Annotated in this window: 18 protein-coding genes; 13 read left to right on the top strand and 5 right to left on the bottom strand. The window is 68.2% G+C overall.

The window, feature by feature from the left end; all coding sequences use genetic code 11:
* The first annotated feature begins 19 nt into the window (after positions 1 to 19).
* The 7 genes from AC6LJ5_RS12290 to AC6LJ5_RS12260 all read left to right on the top strand — a co-directional run bounded on the left by AC6LJ5_RS12290 (position 20) and on the right by AC6LJ5_RS12260 (position 11,526).
* Positions 20 to 883 carry a prepilin peptidase gene (locus tag AC6LJ5_RS12290; RefSeq protein WP_498140599.1) on the top strand — a complete coding sequence of 288 codons (864 nt, stop codon included), beginning with the start codon at positions 20 to 22 and terminating at the stop codon, positions 881 to 883.
* Between the two features lie 49 nt (positions 884 to 932).
* Positions 933 to 1,553: a dephospho-CoA kinase gene (gene coaE / locus AC6LJ5_RS12285; RefSeq protein WP_498140598.1), complete on the top strand. Its 621-nt coding sequence runs from the start codon at positions 933 to 935 to the stop codon at positions 1,551 to 1,553.
* Positions 1,554 to 1,624: 71 nt separating this feature from the next.
* Complete coding sequence (gene zapD, locus AC6LJ5_RS12280) at positions 1,625 to 2,377, top strand: cell division protein ZapD (RefSeq protein ID WP_103272270.1); 753 nt, start codon at positions 1,625 to 1,627, stop codon at positions 2,375 to 2,377.
* A gap of 121 nt (positions 2,378 to 2,498) precedes the next feature.
* Entirely contained in the window at positions 2,499 to 3,761 is a 1,263-nt protein-coding gene (locus AC6LJ5_RS12275) for an MdtA/MuxA family multidrug efflux RND transporter periplasmic adaptor subunit (RefSeq protein ID WP_103272271.1), read from the top strand.
* A 12-nt stretch (positions 3,762 to 3,773) separates the two neighbouring features.
* Complete coding sequence (locus AC6LJ5_RS12270) at positions 3,774 to 6,872, top strand: MdtB/MuxB family multidrug efflux RND transporter permease subunit (RefSeq protein ID WP_498140597.1); 3,099 nt, start codon at positions 3,774 to 3,776, stop codon at positions 6,870 to 6,872.
* Positions 6,869 to 9,982, top strand: coding sequence for a multidrug efflux RND transporter permease subunit (locus AC6LJ5_RS12265; RefSeq protein ID WP_498140596.1), 3,114 nt, complete (start codon positions 6,869 to 6,871; stop codon positions 9,980 to 9,982). The genes AC6LJ5_RS12270 and AC6LJ5_RS12265 overlap by 4 nt, the downstream gene beginning before the upstream one ends.
* Positions 9,979 to 11,526 (top strand): efflux transporter outer membrane subunit, encoded by a 1,548-nt coding sequence (locus AC6LJ5_RS12260; RefSeq protein ID WP_103272274.1) that lies wholly within the window; start codon positions 9,979 to 9,981, stop codon positions 11,524 to 11,526. Before AC6LJ5_RS12265 ends, AC6LJ5_RS12260 begins: the two co-directional genes overlap by 4 nt.
* 22 nt (positions 11,527 to 11,548) lie before the next feature.
* On the opposite strand, the gene AC6LJ5_RS12255 is transcribed toward AC6LJ5_RS12260, so the two are convergent.
* Positions 11,549 to 12,322 (bottom strand): SDR family oxidoreductase, encoded by a 774-nt coding sequence (locus AC6LJ5_RS12255; RefSeq protein ID WP_103276303.1) that lies wholly within the window; start codon positions 12,320 to 12,322, stop codon positions 11,549 to 11,551.
* Positions 12,323 to 12,544: 222 nt separating this feature from the next.
* On the opposite strand from AC6LJ5_RS12255, the gene AC6LJ5_RS12250 reads away from it, so the two are divergent.
* Entirely contained in the window at positions 12,545 to 13,450 is a 906-nt protein-coding gene (locus tag AC6LJ5_RS12250; RefSeq protein WP_392409231.1) for a LysR family transcriptional regulator, read from the top strand.
* A 43-nt stretch (positions 13,451 to 13,493) separates the two neighbouring features.
* Here AC6LJ5_RS12250 and AC6LJ5_RS12245 read toward each other — a convergent pair whose 3' ends face one another.
* The 3 genes from AC6LJ5_RS12245 to AC6LJ5_RS12235 form a co-directional block, all read right to left on the bottom strand.
* Positions 13,494 to 14,156, bottom strand: a complete 663-nt coding sequence (locus tag AC6LJ5_RS12245) for a TetR/AcrR family transcriptional regulator (protein WP_498140595.1) — start codon at positions 14,154 to 14,156, stop codon at positions 13,494 to 13,496.
* Positions 14,157 to 14,337: 181 nt separating this feature from the next.
* Complete coding sequence (locus tag AC6LJ5_RS12240) at positions 14,338 to 15,756, bottom strand: amidase (RefSeq protein ID WP_498140594.1); 1,419 nt, start codon at positions 15,754 to 15,756, stop codon at positions 14,338 to 14,340.
* Positions 15,757 to 15,816: 60 nt separating this feature from the next.
* Positions 15,817 to 17,049 carry an amino acid ABC transporter substrate-binding protein gene (locus AC6LJ5_RS12235; protein WP_103272278.1) on the bottom strand — a complete coding sequence of 411 codons (1,233 nt, stop codon included), beginning with the start codon at positions 17,047 to 17,049 and terminating at the stop codon, positions 15,817 to 15,819.
* A 119-nt stretch (positions 17,050 to 17,168) separates the two neighbouring features.
* Here AC6LJ5_RS12235 and AC6LJ5_RS12230 point away from each other — a divergent pair, with 119 nt between their 5' ends.
* From AC6LJ5_RS12230 to AC6LJ5_RS12210, 5 genes are all read left to right on the top strand, one after another.
* A complete protein-coding gene (locus AC6LJ5_RS12230; RefSeq protein WP_212317213.1) occupies positions 17,169 to 18,104 on the top strand; it encodes a LysR family transcriptional regulator in 936 nt (311 codons plus the stop codon).
* A gap of 88 nt (positions 18,105 to 18,192) precedes the next feature.
* Complete coding sequence (locus tag AC6LJ5_RS12225) at positions 18,193 to 19,185, top strand: branched-chain amino acid ABC transporter permease (protein WP_103272280.1); 993 nt, start codon at positions 18,193 to 18,195, stop codon at positions 19,183 to 19,185.
* 10 nt (positions 19,186 to 19,195) lie between these two features.
* The gene (locus tag AC6LJ5_RS12220) at positions 19,196 to 20,077 is read left to right on the top strand and encodes a branched-chain amino acid ABC transporter permease (RefSeq protein WP_103272281.1); all 882 of its coding nucleotides are present in this window, start codon (positions 19,196 to 19,198) and stop codon (positions 20,075 to 20,077) included.
* A 10-nt stretch (positions 20,078 to 20,087) separates the two neighbouring features.
* Positions 20,088 to 20,795 carry an ABC transporter ATP-binding protein gene (locus AC6LJ5_RS12215; protein WP_103272282.1) on the top strand — a complete coding sequence of 236 codons (708 nt, stop codon included), beginning with the start codon at positions 20,088 to 20,090 and terminating at the stop codon, positions 20,793 to 20,795.
* Between the two features lie 215 nt (positions 20,796 to 21,010).
* The gene (locus tag AC6LJ5_RS12210; RefSeq protein WP_103272283.1) at positions 21,011 to 21,751 is read left to right on the top strand and encodes a branched-chain amino acid ABC transporter ATP-binding protein; all 741 of its coding nucleotides are present in this window, start codon (positions 21,011 to 21,013) and stop codon (positions 21,749 to 21,751) included.
* 49 nt (positions 21,752 to 21,800) lie between these two features.
* On the opposite strand, the gene AC6LJ5_RS12205 is transcribed toward AC6LJ5_RS12210, so the two are convergent.
* Positions 21,801 to 22,274: a helix-turn-helix domain-containing protein gene (locus AC6LJ5_RS12205; protein WP_103272284.1), complete on the bottom strand. Its 474-nt coding sequence runs from the start codon at positions 22,272 to 22,274 to the stop codon at positions 21,801 to 21,803.
* Positions 22,275 to 22,404 lie beyond the last annotated feature (130 nt).

Here is a 22,404-nt window from a genome sequence, read left to right as displayed (position 1 = left end):
GCGGGGGCGCATGACGGCCATGTGGCAAGCCTTTGACCTGCCTCAATCCCTGTTCCTGGCTCTGGCGGCGCTGGCCGGCCTGGCCGTGGGCGGCTGGCTGACGCTGCTGACCCATCGGCTGCCGCGCATGATGGAGCGAGAGTGGCAGGCGCATTGCCAGGAGTCAGCCGAGCCGGCCGCCGCCACGGAGCCGGCGTGCGCGCCGGTCTATGGCCTGCGCGCGCCGGTCTCGCATTGTCCGCAATGCTCGGCGCCGGTCCGGGGCTGGCGCCTGCTGCCGCTGGCGGGCTGGCTGCTGCTCAAGGGGCGCTGCGCGGCCTGCGGCGCGGCCATCGGCTGGCGCTATCCCGTGATCGAACTGCTGACCGCCGTATTGTTCGCCGCCTGCGCCTGGCGCTTCGGCCCCACGCCCATCGCGTTGTGCGGCATGGGCCTGTCGGCCTCCCTGGTGGCGCTGGCCTGGATCGACCTGGAGAGCACGCTGCTGCCCGACGCCATCACCTTGCCGCTGGCCTGGGCCGGGCTGCTGGTCAATCTGGGCGACGGTTTCACGCCGCTGCCGCTGGCGGTGCTGGGCGCAGTGGCGGGCTACGGCTTCCTGTGGCTGATCTTCCACGCGTTCCGCTACTTCACGGGGCGCGAAGGCATGGGCTACGGCGACTTCAAGCTGCTGGCCGCGCTGGGCGCATGGTTCGGGGTGGGCGCGCTGCCCATGCTGCTGCTGGCGGCGTCGCTGGCCGGCGTGCTGGTGGGCGGTACGATGACGCTGGCCGGTCGAGCCCGCCGTGGCCAACCCTTGCCTTTCGGCCCCTACCTGGCGTTGGCCGGGGTGGCGGTGCTGTTGCTGGGCGGCGAGCCCGGGCTGGCAAGGCTGTTGCCATGACCATCGAGCATGGCGCCGGCGCGCGAGCGGCCATACATGGGACGAAGCGATGAGCATATTCAAAATAGGTTTGACGGGGGGCATCGGCTCGGGCAAGTCGCGCGTGGCGGACATGCTGGCCGAATGGGGCGCGTCCGTGGTGGACACCGATGAGATCGCGCGGGCGCTGACCGCTGCCGGCGGTTCGGCCATGCCCGCGATCGAGCAGGCGTTCGGCGCCGAGGCGCTGGCCGAGGACGGCTCGCTGGACCGCGCCTGGATGCGCGAGCGCGCCTTCGCCGATGTCTCGGTGCGGCAGCGGCTGGAAGCCGTGCTGCATCCGTTGATCGGCGATGAGACAGAGCGCCAGGCCGACGCGGCGCGCGGCTGCTACCTGGTGTTCGTGGTGCCGTTGCTGGTCGAGTCGCTGCCGCGCTGGCGGCCGCGCGTGGACCGCATCTGCGTGGTCGATTGCGATCCCGCCACGCAGATCGCCCGCGTGCAGTCGCGCAGCGGGCTGACGGAGCCTGCCATACGGCGTATCATGGCGGCACAGGCTGCGCGGGCAAGCCGGCTGGCGGTCGCGGACGATGTCGTCGCCAACGATGGCGACACGACGCCAGAACAACTGCGCGCGCGGACGAAGACCTTGCATGAGCGTTGGTTGGCATTGGCGGCCGCAAGGCCGTGAGCCTGGCGCCGATGCGGCGCTCATGAATAACCCGGCCCACGCGGCCGACCCCTGACGGGCCTGCATATAGCGTGATTGTTTACGAATATCCCTTCAACGAGCGCATCCGCGCTTATCTGCGGCTGGAATACCTGTTCGACAGGCTGTTCTTCTTCGCTCGCGAGGGAGATTTCCGCCAGCACCAGGTTGCCGTCACCGCCTTGTTCGACCTGCTCGACGCCTGCGAGCGCACCGACATCAAGGGCGCGCTGCTGCAGGACCTGGAACGGCAGCGCCTGGCGCTTGGCGCATTGCGCGACCATCCTGGCGTGGCGCAGGACGCGCTCGAGGGCATGTTGCGCGAAATGGAGAAGGTCGCGCAAACGCTGTCGGCGACCGGCAAGACCGGCCAGTCGTTGCGCGAGAACGAATGGCTGACCAGCCTGCGCGGCCGCCTGTCGGTGGCGGGCGGCGCGATCCAGGTCGACATGCCCTCGTACTATTCCTGGCAGCACAAGCCCCAGGCCGCGCGCTGCGCCGACCTGCAGGCCTGGACCGCGCCCTTCGTCCCCCTGTACGACGGCCTGACGCTGGCGCTGCGCCTGTTGCGCGAGTCCGGCCGCAAGAGCGACACCGTGGCCGAGCAGGGCGCCTACCAGCAGATGCTGGGCGGCAAGCAGTTCCAGATGCTGCGCGTGTGGGTGGACCCGGCGCACGGCGTGTTTCCCGAGATCAGCGCCAATAAGTATATGATCTGGATACGTTTTTCCACCCAGGACGGGGATTTCAAGCCCCAGCCGGTGGCGCGGGACGTGCCCTTCCAGATGACGCTCTGCAATTCCTGAGCGCGGGCCTTTCAGGCCCTGATTCCTGTTGCGGGCTATTTCAGCGCGGCCGGGCATCATACGAATTCAACGTCGCCTAGTAGACAATACGGCTTTTCCCGCTCGCGCCGGATCCGCTTCCATGTCTCAAAGCCGTCCCGTTACTCCGCCTTCCCGTTGGACCCGACGCCGCTTGCTCGGGTGGGCCATTCTGCTGCTGGTCGTCGCCGGCATCGTATGGCTGGCGTTGCGGCCTTCGGCCAAGCCCGGCGCGGGCCGCCCCGGCGCGGGACGTGGCCAGATGGCCGCCATGGCCAACATGGCCGTGCCGGTGCGCGCGGCGGCCGCGGTCAAGCAGGACATCGACATCTATCTCAAATCCCTGGGCACGGTCACGGCCTATAGCACCGTCACCGTGCGCAGCCGCGTCAGCGGCGAGCTGGTCGACGTGCCCTTCAAGGAAGGCCAAATGGTCAAGGCCGGCGACCTGCTGGCACAGGTCGATCCGCGCGCCTTCCAGGTCGCGCTGGCCCAGGCCCAGGGCACCCAGATGCAGAATCTGGCCCAGCTGGAAAACGCCCGCCGCGACCTGCAGCGCTACCAGGCCCTGTACAAGCAGGACTCCATCGCCAAACAGCAGGTCGACACGCAGGCCGCGCTGGTGCGCCAGTACGAAGGCGCGGTCAAGAGCGACCAGGCCAATGTCGACAATGCCAAGCTGCAGCTGGACTACTCGCGCATCACCGCGCCCATCAGTGGCCGTCTCGGCCTGCGCCAGGTGGACAAGGGCAACCTGGTGTCCAGTTCCGACACCAATGGCCTGGTGGTCATCACCCAGACCCAGCCCATCTCCGTGGTGTTCACGCTGCCCGAGACCCAACTGCCCGAAGTGCGGGCCGAGCTGGCGGCCGGCCACACGCTGACCGTGGAGGCCTATGACCGGGCCGATACCCGCCGCATCGCCACCGGCAAGCTGGAAACGCTGGACAACCAGATCGACGTCGCCACCGGCACGCTCAAGCTCAAGGCGCGCTTCGACAATGCCGACGACGCGCTGTTTCCGAACCAGTTCGTCAATGCCCGCCTGCACGTGACCACGCGCAAGGACGCCACCGCGATTCCCATCGCGGCGGTGCAGCAAGGCTCGGCCGGCGCTTTCGTCTTCCTGGTCCAGGACGACGATACGGTGGCCGTGCGGCAGGTCAAGCTGGGCGCCGTCAACAACGGCATGGTGGCGGTCAACGAGGGCCTGCAGCCCGGCGACCGGGTCGTGACCGAGGGCACCGACCGCTTGCGCGCGGGGGCCAAGGTCGACGTGGCCAAGGGATCGGACACGATACCCAAGTCGACCGACAAGTCGCTGGGCGCGGGCGCGCCCGCCGGCACCACCCCGGCCACCCGATAAGCGGACGCCGCCGTGAGCCCGTCGCGCCTGTTCATCCTGCGGCCCGTGGCCACCACGCTGTCGATGGTGGCCATCCTGATCGCCGGCTTCATCGCCTACCGGCTGCTGCCGGTGTCGGCCCTGCCGGAAGTGGATTACCCGACCATCCAGGTGACCACGCTGTACCCCGGCGCCAGCCCCGACGTGATGACCTCGCTGGTCACTTCGCCGCTGGAGCGCCAGTTTGGACAGATGCCGGGGCTGAACCAGATGTCGTCCACCAGTTCCGGGGGCGCGTCGGTCATCACGCTGCAATTCAACCTGAGCCTGCCGCTGGACGTGGCCGAGCAGCAGGTGCAGGCGGCCATCAACGCGGCCTCCAATCTGCTGCCCAACGACCTGCCGGTGCCGCCGACCTACAACAAGGTCAATCCGGCCGACGCCGCGGTGCTGACGCTGGCGATCACCTCGCCGACCATGCCGCTGCCGCAGGTGCGCGACCTGGTGGACACGCGCGTCGCGCAGAAGCTGTCGCAGATTCCGGGCGTGGGCCTGGTCAGCGTGGCCGGCGGGCAGCGGCCGGCGGTGCGCGTGCAGGTCAATCCGCAGGCGCTGGCCGCCAACGGCATGTCGCTGTCGGACCTGCGCACGGCCATCGTCGGCGCCAACGTCAACCAGCCCAAGGGCAACCTGGACGGCCCGCTGCGCTCGACCACGATCAACGCCAACGACCAGCTCAAGACGCCCACCGACTACAACAGCCTGATCATCGCCTACAAGAACAACGCGCCGCTGCGCCTGTCGGACGTGGCGCGCGCGGTGGAAGGGGCCGAGGACGTGCGGCAGGCGGCCTGGGCGGGCGACAAGCCGGCCATCCTGCTGAACATCCAGCGCCAGCCCGGCGCCAATGTGATCGACGTGGTCAACCGGATCAACGCGCTGCTGCCGCAGCTGCGCGCGTCGCTGCCCGCCACGCTGGACGTGACCGTGGTGTCCGATCGCACCCAGACCATCCGCGACTCGGTGGCCGACGTGCAGTTCGAGATGCTGCTGGCCGTGGCGCTGGTGGTGATGGTGACTTTCGTGTTCCTGCGCAGCCTCACGGCCACCTTGATTCCCAGCGTGGTGGTGCCGCTGTCGCTGGTGGGCACCTTCGGCATCATGTACCTGGCCGGCTTCTCCATCAACAACCTGACGCTGATGGCGCTGACCATCGCCACCGGCTTCGTGGTGGACGACGCCATCGTCATGATCGAGAACATCGCCCGCCACATCGAGGAGGGCGAGAGCCCGCTGCAGGCGGCGCTCAAGGGCGCCTCGCAGATCGGCTTCACGCTGATCTCGCTGACCTTCTCGCTGATCGCCGTGCTGATCCCGCTGCTCTTCATGACCGAGGTGGTGGGCCGGCTGTTCCGCGAGTTCGCCATCACGCTGGCGGTGTCCATCCTGATTTCCCTGTTCGTATCGCTGACGCTCACGCCGATGATGTGCGCGCGCCTGCTGCGCGCCGAATCCGAGCAGCACCACGGCCGCTTCCACCAGATCACGGGCGGCCTTATCGACCGCGTTATCGCCGCCTATGACCGCATGCTGCAAGTGGTGCTGCGGCACCAGCCGCTGACGCTGCTGGTGGCCCTGGCGACCTTCGCGCTCACCGTGCTGCTGTACATCGTGATCCCCAAGGGCTTCTTCCCGCAGCAGGACACGGGTCTGATCCAGGCCATCACCCAGGCGCCGCAATCGATCTCCTTCACGGCCATGGCCGAGCGCCAGCAGGCCGCCGCCAGCAAGGCGCTGAAGGATCCTGACGTGGCCGCCGTGTCGTCCTTCATCGGCGTGGACGGCAGCAATGCCACGCTCAGCGCCGGCCGCATGCTGATCGCGCTCAAGCCGCATGCCGAGCGCAGCGGCGACCTGCGCGCGGTCATGGCGCGGCTGCAGGACTCGCTGGCCACGCAGGACGGCCTGACCGTCTACATGCAACCGGTGCAGGACCTGACCATCGAGGACCGCGTCAGCCGCACGCAATACCAGATGACGCTGTCCAATCCCGACCTGGGCGTGCTGAGTCTATGGACGCCCAAGCTGGTCGAGCGGCTGCGCCAGGTGCCCGGCCTGTCGGACGTGACCGACGATCTGCAGGACGAGGGCTTGCAGACCTGGGTGGAGATCGACCGTGACGCGGCCTCGCGCCTGGGCATCACCGCCGCCGTGATCGATGAGGCGTTGTACGACGCCTTCGGTCAGCGGCTGATCTCCACGATTTTCACGCAGTCGAACCAGTACCGCGTGGTGCTCGAGGCGCAGCCGCAGTTCCAGACCAATCCGGCGGCGCTGGGCCAGATCCACGTGCCGACATCGACCGGCGGACAGGTGCCGCTGTCCTCGGTGGCGCGCATCACCGAAGGCAAGACCGTGCTGGCCGTGAACCGGCTGGATCAGTTCCCCATGGTGACCGTGTCGTTCAACCTGGCGCCGGGCGCCTCGCTATCCGGCGCTGTCGAGGACATCAAGGCCGCCGAGGCCGAGATCGGCATGCCGGCCGGCGTGGAGACGCGCTTCCAGGGCGCGGCGCTGGCCTTCCAGAATTCACTGACGAGCACGCTGTGGCTGATCCTGGCGGCGGTGGTCACCATGTACATCGTGCTGGGCGTGCTGTACGAGAGCTACATCCACCCCATCACCATCCTGTCGACCTTGCCCTCGGCCGGCGTGGGGGCGCTGCTGGCGCTGCTGATCAGCGGCACCGAGCTGGACATGATCGGCATCATCGGCATCATCCTGCTGATCGGCATCGTCAAGAAGAACGCGATCATGATGATCGACTTCGCGCTCGACGCCGAGCGCAAGCGCAGCCTGTCGCCGCGCGCGGCCATCCACGAGGCGGCGCTGCTGCGCTTCCGTCCCATCCTGATGACCACGCTGGCGGCGCTGTTCGGGGCGCTGCCGCTGATGCTGTCCACCGGCACGGGCGCTGAATTGCGCCAGCCGCTGGGCCTGGTGATGGTCGGCGGGCTGCTGCTGAGCCAGGTGCTGACGCTGTTCACCACGCCGGTCATCTACCTGATGTTCGACCGTCTGTCGCGTCGCTGGCGCGGCGCGCGGCCGGCGCGGCCCAGGGGCGCTTCATGATCATCTCGGCGCCCTTCATCGTCCGTCCGGTGGCGACCACGCTGCTCACCCTGGCGGTCGTGCTGGCGGGGCTGCTGTCGTTCTTCCTGCTGCCGGTGGCGCCGCTGCCGCAGGTGGACATTCCCACCATCTCGGTGTCGGCCAGCCTGCCCGGCGCCAGCCCCGAGACCATGGCCTCCAGCGTGGCCACGCCGCTGGAACGCTCGCTGGGAAGCATCGCCGGCGTGACCGAGATGACCTCCAGCAGTTCGCAGGGCTCGACCCGCGTCACGCTGCAGTTCGACCTGAGCCGCGACATCAATGGCGCCGCGCGCGATGTGCAGGCCGCCATCAACGCGGCGCGCTCGCTGCTGCCGACCAGCCTGCGCAGCAATCCTACGTATCACAAGTCCAACCCGTCGGACGCGCCCATCATGACGCTGGCGCTGACTTCCGACACGCTCAGCCAGGGCCAGCTCTACGACCTGGCCTCGACCATCGTGGCACAGAAGCTGTCGCAGGTGGACGGCGTGGGCGAAGTGACGGTGGGCGGCAGCTCGCTGCCGGCCGTGCGCGTGACCGTGCTGCCCGGCGCGCTGGCCAACCGCGGCGTGTCGCTGGACGACGTGCGCACGGCGCTGGCCAATGCCAACGCCAACCGCCCCAAGGGCGTGCTGGAGAACGACCGCTATCACTGGCAGGTCATGGTCAACGACCAGCTCAGCCGCGCCGAGCAATACAAGCCGCTGATCGTGGCCTGGCGCGACGGCGCGCCGGTGCGCGTGTCGGACGTGGCCAAGGTCGAGGATTCGGTTGAAGATCTCTACCAGACGGGCTTCTTCAACGACCGCAAGGCCATCCTGATGATCCTGCGGCGCCAGGCCGACGCCAACATCATCGAGACGGTGGATGCGGTGCGCGCCCAGCTGCCCATGCTGTCCGCGCTGATGCCGGCCGACGTCAAGATGTCGGTGGCGCAGGACCGCACGCCCAGCATCCGCGCCTCATTGCACGAGGCCGAGCTGACGCTGGTCATCGCGGTGGGCCTGGTGGTGCTGGTGGTGCTGCTGTTCCTGCGCCGCTGGCGCGCCGCGCTGATCCCCAGCGTCGCGGTGCCGGTGTCGCTGATCGGCACCTTCTGCGTCATGTACCTGTGCGGCTACACGCTGAACACGATCTCGCTGATGGCGCTGATCGTGGCCACCGGCTTCGTGGTGGACGACGCCATCGTGGTGCTGGAGAACATCATGCGCCACGTCGAGCGCGGCATGACGCCGATGCGCGCCGCGCTGCGCGGCTCGCGCGAGGTCGGCTTCACCGTGCTGTCCATGAGCCTGTCGCTGGTGGCGGTGTTCATTCCGATCCTGCTGATGGGCGGCGTGGTCGGGCGGCTGTTCCGCGAGTTCGCCGTCACGCTGTCGGCCGCCATCGCGGCGTCGCTGGTGGTGTCGCTGACGCTCACGCCCATGATGTGCGCGCGGCTGCTGCGCGCCGAGCCGGCCGAACCCCGGCCGCCGGGCCGGCTGGCGCGCTGGTCCGAGCGCGGCTTCGTGGCCATGCAGGACGGCTACCGTCGCACGCTGGGCTGGGCGCTGGCGCATGGCCGGCTGATGATGCTGATCCTGGCCGCTGCCGTCGGGCTGAACGTCTATCTGTACGCGGTGGTGCCCAAGGGCTTCTTCCCGCAGCAGGACACCGGCCAGCTGCTGGGCTTCTTCCGCGTCGACCAGGGCACCTCGTTCCAGGCCACCGTGCCCAAACTGGACGCGCTGCGCAAGGTGGTGCTGGCCGATCCCGCCGTGCAGAGCATGACCGGTTTCGCCGGCGGGCGCGGCGGCAGCAACAGCAGCTTCATGCAGATCCAGCTCAAGCCGTTGCAAGAGCGCGGCGTATCGGCCGACGTGGTCATCAACCGCCTGCGCGGCAAGCTGCAGAACATGCCGGGCGCGCGCATGTTCCTGGTGGCGCAGCAGGACATCCGCATCGGCGGCCGTTCCAGCCAGGGCTCATATGACTACACGCTGATGTCCGGCGACCTGCAGCTGCTGAGGACCTGGATGCCCAAGGTGCAGCGCGCCATGGCCGAGGTGCCCGAGATCACCGACGTCGACACCGACGTCGAGGACAAGGGGCGCCAGATCAACCTGGTGATCGACCGCGAGGCCGCCACCCGGCTCGGCGTCAGCATGAGCACCATCTCCACCGTGCTCAACAATTCCTTCAGCCAGCGCCAGGTATCGGTGATGTACGGCCCGCTCAACCAATATCACGTGGTGATGGGCGTGGACCCGCGCTTCGCGCAGGATATCGAGTCGCTCAAGCAGGTGGAAGTGATCACCGCCACCGGCGTGCGCGTGCCCATGTCGGCCTTCGCCCGCTTCGAGGATGCCAATGCGCCGTTGAGCGTGCAGCACCAGGGGCTGTTCGTGGCCGACACCGTGTCGTTCAGCTTGGCGCCGGGCGTGTCTCTGGGCCAGGCCACGGCGGCCATCGACGCGGCGGTGGCGCGCATCGGGCTGCCGTCGGATCAGATCCAGGCGGGCTTCCAGGGCACCGCCGCCGCCCTGCAGCAGACGCTGGCGCAGCAGCCCTGGCTGATCCTGGCCGCCCTGGTCACCATGTATATCGTGCTGGGCATCCTGTACGAGAGCTTCGTGCACCCGCTGACCATTCTGTCGACGCTGCCATCCGCCGGCCTGGGCGCGCTGCTGGCCCTGCTGATGCTGCGCCAGGACTTCACGCTGATCGCGCTGATCGGCGTGTTTCTGCTGATCGGCATCGTCAAGAAAAACGCCATCATGATGGTGGACTTCGCGCTGGAGGCCGAGCGCACGCAGGGGCTGGCGCCGCGCGACGCGATCTTCCAGGCCTGCCTGACGCGCTTCCGTCCCATCATGATGACGACCATGGCCGCCATCTTCGGCGCGCTGCCGCTGATGCTGGCCACCGGCGCCGGCGTCGAGATGCGCCAGCCGCTGGGCATCACCATCGTGGGCGGCCTGGTGTTGAGCCAGATCCTGACGCTCTACACCACGCCCGTGGTTTATCTCTATCTGGACCGCTTCCGTCTCTGGGCCGCGCGCAGGCGCCGTTCCGGCGGCGCGGCGGCCGTTTCCTCAGAACATCCATGACCCGCAACGCCAAGCCGTCGTTTTCCCTCCTGCCGTTGCGCGGCGCCGTCGCGCTCGCGCTGTGCGCCTTGCTGGGCGCCTGCGCCGTCGGGCCCGACTATCAGCGCCCGGCGCTGGACATCGGAGCATCCTACAAGGAAGGGCAGGGCGAGGTGCCGGGCTGGAAACCCGCCGAACCGCGTGACCAGGTCGATCGCGGCGCATGGTGGCGGGTCTATGGCGACGCCACGCTCGACGGCCTGGTCGAGCGCCTGAACGCGTCGAACCAGACCATCGCGCAGGCCGAGGCCAACTACCGCCAGGCGCTGGGCCTGGTGCGCGGCGCGCGCGCCGGCTTCTTCCCGACCGTGGGCGCCAATGCCGGCGTCACGCGCTCGGGCAGCGGCGGCGGCACGCAGGGCGGCTCGTCCTCGTCGGGCGGCAATGTGTCGAATCAGTATTCACTGAGCGGCAGCGTCAGCTGGGAGCTGGATGTGTGGGGCCGCGTGCGCCGCTCGGTCGAGTCATCCGAGGCCAGCGCCGCCGCCAGCCAGGCCGATCTGGCCGCCACGCGGCTGAGCGCGCAGGCCAGCCTGGTGCTTACCTATCTGCAATTGCGCGTGCTGGACGAACAGAAGCGTCTGCTGGACGCTACCGTCGCGGCCTATGAACGGTCGCTGCGCCTGACGCAGAACCGTTACGAGGTCGGCGTGGCCGCGCAGGCGGACGTGGCCGTGGCGCGCACGCAGCTGGAAAACACGCGAGCCCAATCCGTCGACCTGGATTGGCAGCGTGGGCAATACGAGCATGCCATCGCCGTGCTGATGGGGCAGGCGCCGTCGCAGTTCAGCCTGACGCCCGCGCCGTTCACGCAGCGGCTGCCGCAGATTCCGGTGGGGCTGCCGTCAGAGCTGCTGGAGCGGCGTCCCGACGTGGCGGCGGCGGAACGCCGCGCGGCCGCCGCCAATGCCGAGATCGGCGTGGCGCAGGCGGCCTGGTTCCCCAGTCTCACCCTGTCGGCGGACGGCGGTTTCCGCAGCGGCCAGTTCGCCGAACTGCTGACCGCGCCCGCGCGCTTCTGGTCGCTAGGCCCGGCGTTGGCATTGACCGTATTCGACGGCGGCGCGCGCCAGGCCAAGGTGGATCAGGCGCGCGCGGCCTACGACGCGCAGGCGGCGGCCTATCGACAGGCCGCGCTCACCGGTCTGCGCGAAGTCGAGGATTATCTGATCCAGCTGCGCGTCCTGGAGCAAGAGCAGGTGGTGCAGGGCCGCGCGCTGGAGGCGGCGCGCGAATCGCTGCGCCTGATCCGCAACCAGTACGAGGCCGGCCTGGTGGATTATCTGAGCGTGTCGGTGGTGCAGGCCACGGCGCTCAACAGCGAGCGCAGCGCGCTGAGCCTGCTGGGCAACCGGCTGGCCGCCAGCGTCAACCTGATCGTGGCGCTGGGCGGCGGCTGGGATGGCTTGAATCCGCCGCCGGCGCAGGCCGCCACGGCGCCCGCGAACGCCGGGCCGGCGGCTGCCGCCGCCGAGCCGGCTGCGGCGACGCCGGCGCGGCCCTAGTCCTGGATCAGCCGCCCGCCGTCTACTTGGTGGTGTAGCCGCCGTTGATCAGGATGGTCTGGCCGGTGATCCACCAGCCGTCCGACACCAGGAAGCGGATGAAGGGCACCACGTCCTCGATGTCGGTCAGGCCGGTCTTGGAAAACGGCGACAGCGCGGCGGCGGCCTTGTGGTAGGCCACCGCGTCGGCGCCTTCGGCCGGATAGAAGAAGGGCGTGTCCATCGGGCCGGGGCCGACCGCCGTCACCGAGATGCCGCGGATGCCGTATTCCTTGGATGCGGCGCGGGTGTAGTGCTCGACCGGGGCCTTGGTGCCTGCATAGGCCGCGTAGAACGGCGTGTAGGCGCCCAGCAGCGAAGTGACCAGCGTGCAGATCTTGCCGTTGTCGTTGACGTGGCGGCCCGCTTCGCGCAGGAAGAAGAACGCGGCCTTCGAGTTGACCGCCGTCATCTCGTCGTACTCGGCCTCGGTGATTTCGGTGAAGGGCTTCTTCAGCACCTTGCCCACCGTGTTGATCGCGATGTCGGGCCGGCCGACGGCGGCCACCGCGTCGGCGAACAGCTTTTCCATGGCGCCGGCCGAACTCAGGTCGGCCTGCAACGCCACCGCCTGGGCGCCCAGCTGCTTCACCGCCGCCACGGTGGCGTCGGCGTCCGCCTTGGTCGCCGGACTGTTGTAGTGGATCGCCACGGCGTGCGCGCCCTGTTGCGCCAGGTCGCGGGCGATCAGCCCGCCCAGGTTCTTCGCGCCGCCCGCGATGATGATGGTCTTGCCCTTGATGCCGTGATCCGCCATGAGAGGCTCCTGATTGCGGGGCCGCCGGATGGTGGCCGCTCATGGAAGGGAATGATATATTCCACAAAATCAGGATAAAGCTGTTAATTCTGTCTTTACTGTCCAGAATTAACGAACATTCTGGCGGCTTCGGCTTCGGCTTCGGCTTCGTCCAGCCGGGTTGGCGCTCCCGCGTCGCCCGCCCCTCATCGACTCATACGCCGGCTCGCGGCCGGACCCCGCATGGATAGGATCGACCTGTTTCGCGTCTACGCCCGCGTCGTCGAATGCGCCAACTTCACCCGCGCGGCGGATACGCTGGGCCTGCCCCGTTCCACGGTGTCGGCCGCCATCCAGGAACTGGAGGGCCGGGTCGGCGCGCGGCTCCTGAACCGCACCACGCGCCAGGTCGCGCCCACGCGCGAGGGCGAGGTTTTCTACGCGCGCTGCCTGCGCCTGATCGAAGACATGGAAGAGGCCGAGAACCTGTTCCGCCAGGCCTCGGTCGGGCCGCGCGGCGTGCTGCGCGTGGACGTGCCGGGCCGGGTGGGGCGGTTGATCGTGGCGCCGGCGCTGCCCGCGTTTCTGGACGCGTATCCGCAGATCGATATCACGCTGGGCGTGACGGACCGCGCCGTCAACCTGATCGAGGAGGGCGTGGATTGCGCGCTGCGCGTGGGCGAGCTGCCGGATTCGGGGCTGGTGGCGCGCACGATGGGCAAGCTGCCGCTCATCAACGTCGCCAGCCCGGCCTATCTGGCGCGCCACGGCGTGCCGCGCACGCCGGCGGACCTGGACGCGCATGCCTGCGTGCACTACGCCTCGCCGTCCACGGGCCGCGTCGCGCCATGGGAATGGCTGGAGGGGCAGGTCGCGCGCATACGCACGCTGCCGGGCCGCGTCACGGTCAACAATGCCGAGGCCTATATCGCCAGCTGCCTGGCGGGTCTGGGGCTGATCCAGATCCCGGCCTATGACGTGCGCCAGCATCTCGCATCGGGCGAGCTGGTGGCCGTGATGCCGGACCATCTGCCCGCGCCCATGCCGATGACCTTGCTCTATCCGCAGCGGCGCTTGCCGTCGCGCAGGGTGCAGGTGTTCGCGGACTGGCTCGAGGCCCTGCTGCGCGAGGCCTGCGAGCCGACGTGACGCGGCGGCGGCCTGGCCGCCTTCGGCGCGCGTCGATGCCGGATCAGCGTTCGGCGTCGGGCGCGGCGGACGGCTTGCGTTCCGCCTCCAGCTCGGCCAGCGAAGCACTGCGCAGCGCCTCCGGGAAGCCGCCCGACACCAGGTGCGCCAGCGCCGCGTCGATCCGCTGCCAGCCTTCCGGTTCGCGCAGCGGCAGGCCCAGGAAATGGCTTTCGGTCTTGGCGCGCAGCGTCAGGTAGAGCACGCCGGCCAGCATCACGCTGACCACGGCGGGCGCGTCCAGGCCGGGACTGAGCCCGTCGATGCGGTCGATGAAGTCGCGCGCGGCGCGTTCGCGCCGCTCGGCCAGCGGGGCCGACACCTCATTGCGTTCGATCAGCTCCCAGCGCCGCACTTCGCGCAAGGTGTCGTTGCCGGCCAGCGCCTCGACCTGTGCGCGCAGCATGGACAGCACCAGGTCGGCCGGCGTGCGCTGGCTGGCCTCGTCGGACAGCAGCAGGCCGGGATTGCGCGTCCAGAAATCCTGTTCCTGCATCCAGGCCAGCATCAGGCCGGGCATGCCGTCGAAGTAGCGGTAGATCAGTTCCTTGCTGACGCCGGCGCGCTTGGCGATGGCGTTGATGCCGACGCCGCCCATGCCCGTTTCCCGGATCTGTTCTTCCAGGGCCTGCAGGATCTGGCGTTCGGTTTTCTCGCGTCGGGACATGGGCGCATTCCTTCGATGTGGCGGGCCGCTAGCGCGCGGCGGCGTGGCGCGCCGGCGCTCGTGGTCATCTGCTGAATTCTAAAGAGGAATCCGCGAATCGACGAACGCCCGCGTCGACATGACCCGATCGAAGGTTGAGCGGCCCGCCCGCGAAGCGCGCGGGCGCCAGCTCCGTCCGCGCCTAGAGCCCGACCGCGCCGAGATCCGGACGGCGCAAGTGCCAGTCCGTGGCGGCCTGGAAGGCCATGCCGATACGGCCCAGGGCGGCCTCGCCGTAGGGGCGGCCCAGCAGTTGCACGCCGACGGGCAGGCCGTCGGCGGTGAAACCGGCCGGCAGCGCCAGGCCGGACGCGTTGACATAGTTGCCCGCGCGCGTGAAGGCCGCCAGCGGCGTCGCCGTTTCGTCGACGTCTTCGAGGCGGCAGGCGGCGAAGGGCAGGCAGGGCGTCAGCAGCGCGTCGACGCCGCGCATCCATTCGGCCCAGGCCGCGCAGGCGCGGGCGTGCGCCTGCAGCGCCAGCACATAGTCCGCCGCGCCCGTGGCCTTGCCCGCCAGCACGCGGGCGCGCACATGCTTGCCGAAAGGCAGGGAAGCGTCCTCGATGTACTCGCGGTGCAGCGCGTAGGCTTCGGCGGCGATGATCAGGCCATTGCGCAACATCATGTCGTGGAAGTCGAACGGGAAGGGCGTTTCGCACACCTCGGCGCCCAGTTCGATCAGCGCGCGGCGCGTGTCATCCAGGGCGGCCAGCACGGCGCCATCGACCTCGATCGGGTATTGCGCGGGCGGCATCATGGCGATGCGCATGCCGCGCAGGGGCCGCGCGCCGGCGGGCGTCCCCGGCATCTGGAAGGCCGGCACGCCCTGCGTGAGCGGATCCCTGGGATCGGCGCCGGCCATGGCCTGCGTCAGCAGCAAGGCGTCGCGCACATCGCGCGTCAGCGGACCGATGGAGTCCAGCGTGCCGGACAGCGGCACCGCGCCATGCAGGCTGATCAGCCCGCGCGTGGTCTTCAGGCCGGTGACGCCGTTGAGCGCCGCCGGGATACGCACCGAGCCGCCGGTATCGGAGCCCAGCGCGGCGGGCGCCAGGCCGGCGGCCACGGCCACGCCCGAGCCGCTGGACGAGCCGCCCGGAATGCGCGCGTGTTCCAGATCCCAGGGGTTGCGCGGCGTGCCCATCACGGGATTGGTGCCCCAGCCGCCGAAGGCGAACTCGACCATGTGCAGCTTGCCCAGCGGCACCATGCCGCCCGCCAGCAGCCTGGCCACGGCGGTCGAGGTGGTCGTGCCGCGCCGCTGGCGCCAGGCCTGCGAGCCGGCGGTGGCGATCTGGCCTTCGATGTCGCACAGGTCCTTGATGGCCACGGGCACGCCGTCCAGCGGGCCCAGCAGGCCGTAGCCGGCGCGGCGGCGCGCGTCGGCGGCCTCGGCCAGGCGCAGCGTGCTGTCGGCATCCACGCTCACATAGGCGTGCAGCGCCTGATTGGCGCGGTCGATGCGGTCCAGGAAGTGCTTCGCCAACTCCACCGAGCTGTGGCGTCCCTCGGCCAGGCCCAGGGCGAGTTCGCTCAGCGTGGCAAATGCGATGTCAGACATGTTTTCCTCGGGTTGGTGCGCGGGCCGCGCGCGCGGCGCGGCCCGGCGCGATGCGCGCGATCAGCGCTTGTTCCAGGCAGGCATGGGGTAGACCGGCTTGGCGGTGGCCACGTCTTCAGGCCAGACGGGCGCCATCTGCTTGCCCGGCAGCAGCTGCACGACGGGGAAGGGCATCTGCAGTTGCTTGCCCGTCTCGTCGATGGCGTAGGGGCCGGCCATCACCGTGAGCTTGCCGGACAGGTCCAGCGAGGCCTTCTTGAGCGCGGCGGCGTCGGTGTTGCCCGCCTGCTTGACGATCTCTTCGGTCAGCGCGCCCGCGCCGTAGGCCAGCGCGGTCTGGAAATCGGGCGGGAACTCGGCCTTGGGGAACAGGCGGTCATAGGACGTGGCGAATTGCTCGCGCGTCAGGCCGGCGTTGACCTTCCAGTTGATCGCGGGATGGTAGTTGGTGTGGCTGTAGATGTAGTCCGCGTCGGCGCCGATGGCCTGGAATTGCGGCGTGGACGCGTACACCATGAAGACGTACGGGAAGTTGATGTCCAGCTGCTTCATCTGGCGCGTCATGCTGATCAGGTCGCCCTCGTAGGAGGTCGGCACCAGCGCCTCGGCGCCGGACGCGCGGGCCTTCTGCAGGATGGTGCTGAAGTCCTTCTGGCCCTTGGGGTACTTCTCGAACATCACGACCTGCATGCCGTTCTTGGTGGCCTGCTCCTTGCCGCCCTCGGCCAGGCCCGCGGGGAAGGGCTCGTCCGAGTACAGCAGCGCGACCTTCTTGACGCCCAGCTTGGCGGCCATCTCCATGTTGGCGCGCAGCATGGCCGACACCGGCATCTGCGTGCCCGACACCATGTTCTTGAAGCCCTGGCGGTACAGGTCGTCGCTGGCGGCGGACCAGACCATCATGTACTTGCCCAGCCGTTCCGTGACGGTCGCGGCGGCGGCCGTCAGCGTGGAACCGAAAGGCGCGAACACCAGGTCCACTTTTTCATCGACAATCAGGCGTTCGTAGACGCGCGTCACCATCTGCTTGTCGCTGCGGTCGTCCAGCTTGACCAGTTCGACGGGGTATTTCTTGCCCTTGATCTCGATGCCGCCACGGCGGTTGACGTCGTCGACCCAAAGCTCGACGCCGCGCACGCCGGATTGCGAGGCGAGCGCGAAGCTGCCGGTGGACGATACCGTCATGCCGATGCGCAGCTTGTCGGAAGTCTGGGCGGCGCCGAGGGACGGCGTCAGCGCCGCGGCGGCCAGGGCCAGCGCGGGCAGGCGGTACAGCCAGGATTTGCCAAACATGGGATGTCTCCAATCGTTATAAATATGCGATCCCGGACCTGGTCTTGGGGACAGATCGCGAGCGGTATTGGGCAGTTTTTGCGCAATACGGGAAGTAGCGTATAACAAATAGGCATGGAGTGCACGCCTTGAGTAAATTGAATTACCGACAGACCGAAATGTTGTGGGCCGTGGTGATGGCCGGATCCATCAGCGGCGCCGCCCGGCTGCTCAATATTTCCCAGCCGGCCGTCAGTCGCATGCTCGCCCACACCGAGAAAGCGATGGGGGTGACGCTGTTCGAGCGGGTGCGGGGGCGGCTGCAGCCGACCGTGCAGGTGCAGAGCCTGTTCGAGGAGATCGAGAAGACGCAGCGCATGATGCAGCGGGTCAATGATCTGGCCGACGCGCTGGCCGAACACGGCACGGGCGTGCTGCGCCTGGCGTCCATCCCCAGTCTGGCGCAGTACCTGGTGCCGCGCGCCGTGGCGCGCTTTCAGCAGCGTCACCCCGAGCTGTTGCTGCGCCTGGGCACGACCGCGCTGCCCAGCCTGATCACCGACGTGCTGCAGGGCGAGGCCGAGCTGGGATTGGTGGTGATGCAGGCCGATCATCCCTTCCTGGTGTCGGAGCCCCTGCATGTGGGGCGCATGGTGGCGGCCATTCCGCGCGGACACGTCCTGGCCGGGCGCGAGGTGGTCAGCCTGGCTGATCTGTCGCCGCATCCGCACATCATCGTCGGCACCCGCATGCCCTACGGGATGCTGGTGCTGAATGCCTTCGAGCAGGCTGGCCTGCCCTGCAACATGTGCGCCGATGTGCCCTGGAGCCAGCTGGCCTGCGCCCTGGTCAACGCGGGCGTCGGGATCGCGGTGGTGGACGAGTTCACGGTCATGCAGAACACCATGCCGGACGTGGTCATCGTGCCGCTCCAGGAGCGTATTCCGCTGAATATCTCGGCGGTCTATGCCAGCAACCGGGAGCCTTCGCGCATCGCGCAGCAGTTCATCAAGGAGCTGCGCGGCGTGCTGGAAGAGGCCTTTCCGGGAGCAAATAAGGGACTGGATAAGGGTTAGTCCTTAACTTGCAGTTATAGTTTTATCTGTTCATAATCGCCTCCAAATAAATGTGGCCGCCGATCCCGAGCGGCCCGGAGGAGACACCATGAGCAGCAGTCCCGCCCTGGCGGCGGGCGCGGCGTCGCATCGCGCGCAGGATCAGCGCGCGCAGCGGCTACGCACCCGTATCGCCATCGCCGTCTTTGCCGCGCTGACCATCAGCCTGGCCCTGGTCCCCGCCGCGACGTCGAACATCTCGTTCGCGTTCTATCTGATGCTGTGGATCACCATGGCCAGCGCCATGAACATCTGCGTGGGCTTCACCGGCTACCTGCCGTTCGGCTACGTGGTGTTCTACGGCGTGGGCGCCTACGCCACCGGCATCTGCTACAAGATCCTGGGCTGGCCTATCCTGCCGTCGCTGCTCGCGGCCGGCGGCACGGGCGTGGCGATCGCGCTGCTGCTGGCGCCCACGCTGCGGCTGCGCGGCGTGTATTTCGGCATCGTCAGCCTGGCGCTGGCCACCATCGTCAAGCTGGTGATCTCCAACCTGCCGCAGTCCTTCACCGGCGGCAGCATGGGCATCATCCTGTCCAACGCCAACAATCCCGCCCACAGCTACTACGCGATGCTGGCCGTCATGGGCGCCACGCTGGCCGTGGTGACATGGCTGTCCGCGTCGGGCCTGGGGCGCGCGCTCAAGGCCATTCGCGACGACGACGGCGCGGCCGCCTGCGTCGGCATCCACGTGCCCAACACGCGGCTGAAGGCCTGGCTGCTGGCCGCGCTGTTCCCGGCGCTGGCCGGCGGCATCGAGGCCTGGTACACGAACGTGGTCGATCCTGAATACGCGTTCCATGTGCTGATCACGGCCAAGAGCATCATCTACGCCATGGCCGGCGGCTTCGGCACCGTGCTCGGGCCGGTGGCCGGCACGCTGGCGCTGCTGGGCATCGATCACCTGATCTGGCAGAAATTCCCGGTGGTGAACCTGCTGCTGCTGGGCCTGATCATCGTGCTGCTGATGCTGTTCCTGCCGCGCGGCATCGTCGGCAGCCTGATCAAGCGCAAGCCGCAACTGCGCCGCTACATCGCCTGAGGGATTCGACATGACCGGACTGATTATCCAAGGGCTGATCAACGGCCTGATCCTGGGCGCCATCTACGGCCTGATCGGCGTGGGGCTGAACGTGATCTTCGGCGTGCTGCGCGTGGTCAACTTCGCGCACGGCGAGTTCCTCGTGCTCGGCGCCTATTTCGCCTTCTATCTGCTGGAGTACCTGGGCATCAACCCCTTGCTGGCCTTGCCGCTGGCCTTCGCCGTCTTCTTCCTGGCCGGCTATCTGCTGTACTTCGTGCTGATCCCGAGGCTGTCCAAGGCCGAAGATCCGGAGATCAGCTCGCTGCTGCTGATGTTCGGCGTGTCCATCATGCTGGGCGCGATCATGCTGCTGGCCTTCGAGGCCGACGCCCGCTCGCTGCCCTATGAGATCGAGCCGGTGTTCCTGAAATTCGGCCCGGTGCTGGTCCCGACGGTACGGTTGCTGGCGCTGGGCATCGCGCTGGCCATCGTGGCGGCGCTGGCCCTGTTCCTGTACCGCACGCATCTGGGCAAAGCGCTGCGCGCCATCATCATGAACCGCGACGCGGTGCGCATCGTCGGCATCAACGCCGAGCGCCTGTCGGCCGTGGCCTTCGGCCTGGGCATCGGCCTGGCGGCGGCCAGCGGCGTGCTGGTGGCGATGGTGTTCCCGTCCTTCTCGCCGTTCATGGGCAACGACTACACGCTGATCGGCTTCATCGTCATCGTGCTGGGCGGCCTGGGCCATCCGGTGGGGGCGCTGGTCGGCGCGCTGCTGTTCGGCGTCACCGAGCAGGTGTCGGTGGTGTTCTTCAATCCGTCCATCGCCACCATCTGCGGCTTCACGCTCATGGTCGCCATGATCTTCGTGCGGCCCAGCGGGCTGTTCGGCCGCCAGGCGCTGCGCTAGGAGATCCGCCATGTTGAAAGTCAGCAATCTGAAAAAGCGTTTCGGCGGCCTGGTGGCGCTGCAAGGCGTGGATGTGCATGTGCCGCGCGGCGCGATCCTGGGCGTCATCGGCATGAACGGGTCGGGCAAGACCACCATGCTCAACTGCATCAACGGCATCTACACGCCGGACGAGGGCCGCATCGAGCTGGATGGCCGCGATATCGCCGGCCGCCAGGTCCATGAAGTGGCGCGGCTGGGCGTGGGGCGCACCTTCCAGGTGCCGCGCATCTTCCGCCAGCTGACGCTGCTGGACAACCTGGACGTGGCGCAGCAGCAGACCGGGCGCAGCGCCGACGAGCGCTACGCCCAGTCCGAATACTGGCTGCGCAAGGTCGAGCTGCACCGGCTGCGGCACAACTACGCCGAGGAATTGTCCGGCGGCCAGCAGAAGCTGGTGGAGCTGGCGCGCATCATGGTCGCGCGGCCCAAGGTGGTGCTGCTGGACGAGCCCTTCGCCGGCGTCAACCCGGCGCTGGCGCAGCTGCTGATCTCGGTCATCCGCGAGTTGCCGGTCGAGCACGATTGCTCGGTGGTGCTGGTCTCGCATGACCTGACCTCGATCTACCAGCTATCCCACCACATCATTGTCATGAACGAAGGCGCGATCCTGACCGAGGGCGATGCCGACCATGTGCGGAACGATCCGCGAGTGGTCGAGGCATATCTCGGCGAGTAGAGCCCACCCCGCAGCGCCTGCGGCGCTTCCCCCTAGAGGGCGCCGCTACGGACCGGCGGAGCCGGATCCGTGCGGCCCCGCTTGAGTGAGGGCGGTTTTTATTGGGTGCGGGTGGTTTATCTCGGATGAGGGGCGCCGGGCTCGTGCGAGGGCGGCGTCCTGTTGGATCGGATCGGATTGGATTGAACTGCGCGCGGCGCAGAGGAGCGACGGATATGAGCAACGCAGTGCTTGCGCTGGAAGAGGTGACCGTGGCCTATCACGGCGACATCACCATTCTGAACCGCGTGAATGTGCAGGCCCGGCAGGGCAAGGTCACGGGTGTGATCGGACCTAACGGCGCCGGGAAGTCGACGGTGCTCAAGACGCTGTTCGGCTTCCTGCCGCCGCGCACGGGCCGCATCACGTTACGCGGGCAGGACATCAGCGCGCAGCCTTCGCACGAGCGCGCGCGCCATGGCGTGGCCTTCGTGCCGCAGCATCGCAGCCTGTTCGGCGAGTTGTCGGTGCATGACAACCTGCTGCTGGGCTGCTGGCCGTTCCGGCAGGACAAGGCGCGCGTGCGCCGGCGTATCGAGTCGGTGTATGAGCGCTTTCCGATCCTGGCGCAGAAGCGCGACGATCCGGTGTCCAGCATGAGCGGCGGCCAGCAGCGTTTCGTGGAGTTCGGTCGCGCGCTCCTGATCGAGCCGTCGGTGATCCTGCTGGACGAGCCGACCGCCATGCTGGCGCCGCGGATTTCCAAGGAGATCTATGCGCTGATCCGGGGTTTCGCGGACGAAGGCATGACGGTGGTGCTGGTGGACCAGAACGTGCGCCGCTGCGCCGAGATTTCGGACTATATGTACATCCTGGAGCTGGGCCGCAACAAGGCGGAGGGATCGCGCGAGGCCTTCGACGAGGGCGGCGGGTTGCGCGAGATGGTCGCGTCGTGGATGGACTACAAGATCGACTGAGGGCCCGACGGTACAAGGACGGACCGGGCATGGCCCGGTCCGGCAGTCGTCACAGCGGCCGTCCGAGCCGCTTTTCCACCTGGGCTTTTTCCCATTGCGGACCGAACAGCCGCCAGGGCGCGTAGACCCGGACGGCGCGCGCCGCCAGGGCCAGTCCCAGGCCCAGCATCGCCCAGTAAGACCACATGTTGTGGGGCGATGTCAGCAGGTTGATCGCGAACAGCGCCACCGCGATCAATATGTAGCGCATGCAAGCCACATAGAAACCGCGCAATTCGCGGACATGGGCGAAGGCTTCCCGTTCCGCCTCGTCGGCGGCCGTCATGGTCGTGTCCATATTCGTTTCCTCTGCGTTCAGGGTGGAAAAGTCGACTTCGAAAACCGAGGCAATGGACTTGAGCGTTTCCACGCTCGCGGGTTGGCCCGCTTCGATGCGCTGGATGGTCCGGGCGCTCAGCCCGCTGGCCTGGGCCAGCTGCTGTTGGGACCAGCCACGCTTGAGGCGCAGCTTTTGAATCAACATGGTTCGGCTTCCATTGGTTCGGAGCTGCCAAGGTAGCCGAAAGGACCGCTCAGGGATACGACACGGGCACGACATGGGTGCGACAGGGACACGACAGCGCTGCGACGGCTATCCGCCACGGGGACGACTG

It is taken from the genome of Achromobacter sp. 1011791174, from assembly GCF_059760925.1.
The sequence above is the reverse complement of the archived record's forward strand: the minus strand, read 5'-3'. Positions and strand labels throughout refer to the sequence as shown.

What these genes read in the sequence shown, in the direction of transcription:
- AC6LJ5_RS12290 (WP_498140599.1), top strand. Translation starts at nt 20, where the DNA reads ATGTGGCAAGCCTTTGACCTGCCTCAATCCCTGTTCCTGGCTCTGGCG.
- coaE (WP_498140598.1), top strand. Translation starts at nt 933, where the DNA reads ATGAGCATATTCAAAATAGGTTTGACGGGGGGCATCGGCTCGGGCAAG.
- AC6LJ5_RS12275 (WP_103272271.1), top strand. Translation starts at nt 2,499, where the DNA reads ATGTCTCAAAGCCGTCCCGTTACTCCGCCTTCCCGTTGGACCCGACGC.
- AC6LJ5_RS12265 (WP_498140596.1), top strand. Translation starts at nt 6,869, where the DNA reads ATGATCATCTCGGCGCCCTTCATCGTCCGTCCGGTGGCGACCACGCTG.
- AC6LJ5_RS12260 (WP_103272274.1), top strand. Translation starts at nt 9,979, where the DNA reads ATGACCCGCAACGCCAAGCCGTCGTTTTCCCTCCTGCCGTTGCGCGGC.
- AC6LJ5_RS12255 (WP_103276303.1), bottom strand. Translation starts at nt 12,322, where the DNA reads ATGGCGGATCACGGCATCAAGGGCAAGACCATCATCATCGCGGGCGGC.
- AC6LJ5_RS12250 (WP_392409231.1), top strand. Translation starts at nt 12,545, where the DNA reads ATGGATAGGATCGACCTGTTTCGCGTCTACGCCCGCGTCGTCGAATGC.
- AC6LJ5_RS12245 (WP_498140595.1), bottom strand. Translation starts at nt 14,156, where the DNA reads ATGTCCCGACGCGAGAAAACCGAACGCCAGATCCTGCAGGCCCTGGAA.
- AC6LJ5_RS12240 (WP_498140594.1), bottom strand. Translation starts at nt 15,756, where the DNA reads ATGTCTGACATCGCATTTGCCACGCTGAGCGAACTCGCCCTGGGCCTG.
- AC6LJ5_RS12235 (WP_103272278.1), bottom strand. Translation starts at nt 17,049, where the DNA reads ATGTTTGGCAAATCCTGGCTGTACCGCCTGCCCGCGCTGGCCCTGGCC.
- AC6LJ5_RS12225 (WP_103272280.1), top strand. Translation starts at nt 18,193, where the DNA reads ATGAGCAGCAGTCCCGCCCTGGCGGCGGGCGCGGCGTCGCATCGCGCG.
- AC6LJ5_RS12220 (WP_103272281.1), top strand. Translation starts at nt 19,196, where the DNA reads ATGACCGGACTGATTATCCAAGGGCTGATCAACGGCCTGATCCTGGGC.
- AC6LJ5_RS12215 (WP_103272282.1), top strand. Translation starts at nt 20,088, where the DNA reads ATGTTGAAAGTCAGCAATCTGAAAAAGCGTTTCGGCGGCCTGGTGGCG.
- AC6LJ5_RS12210 (WP_103272283.1), top strand. Translation starts at nt 21,011, where the DNA reads ATGAGCAACGCAGTGCTTGCGCTGGAAGAGGTGACCGTGGCCTATCAC.
- AC6LJ5_RS12205 (WP_103272284.1), bottom strand. Translation starts at nt 22,274, where the DNA reads ATGTTGATTCAAAAGCTGCGCCTCAAGCGTGGCTGGTCCCAACAGCAG.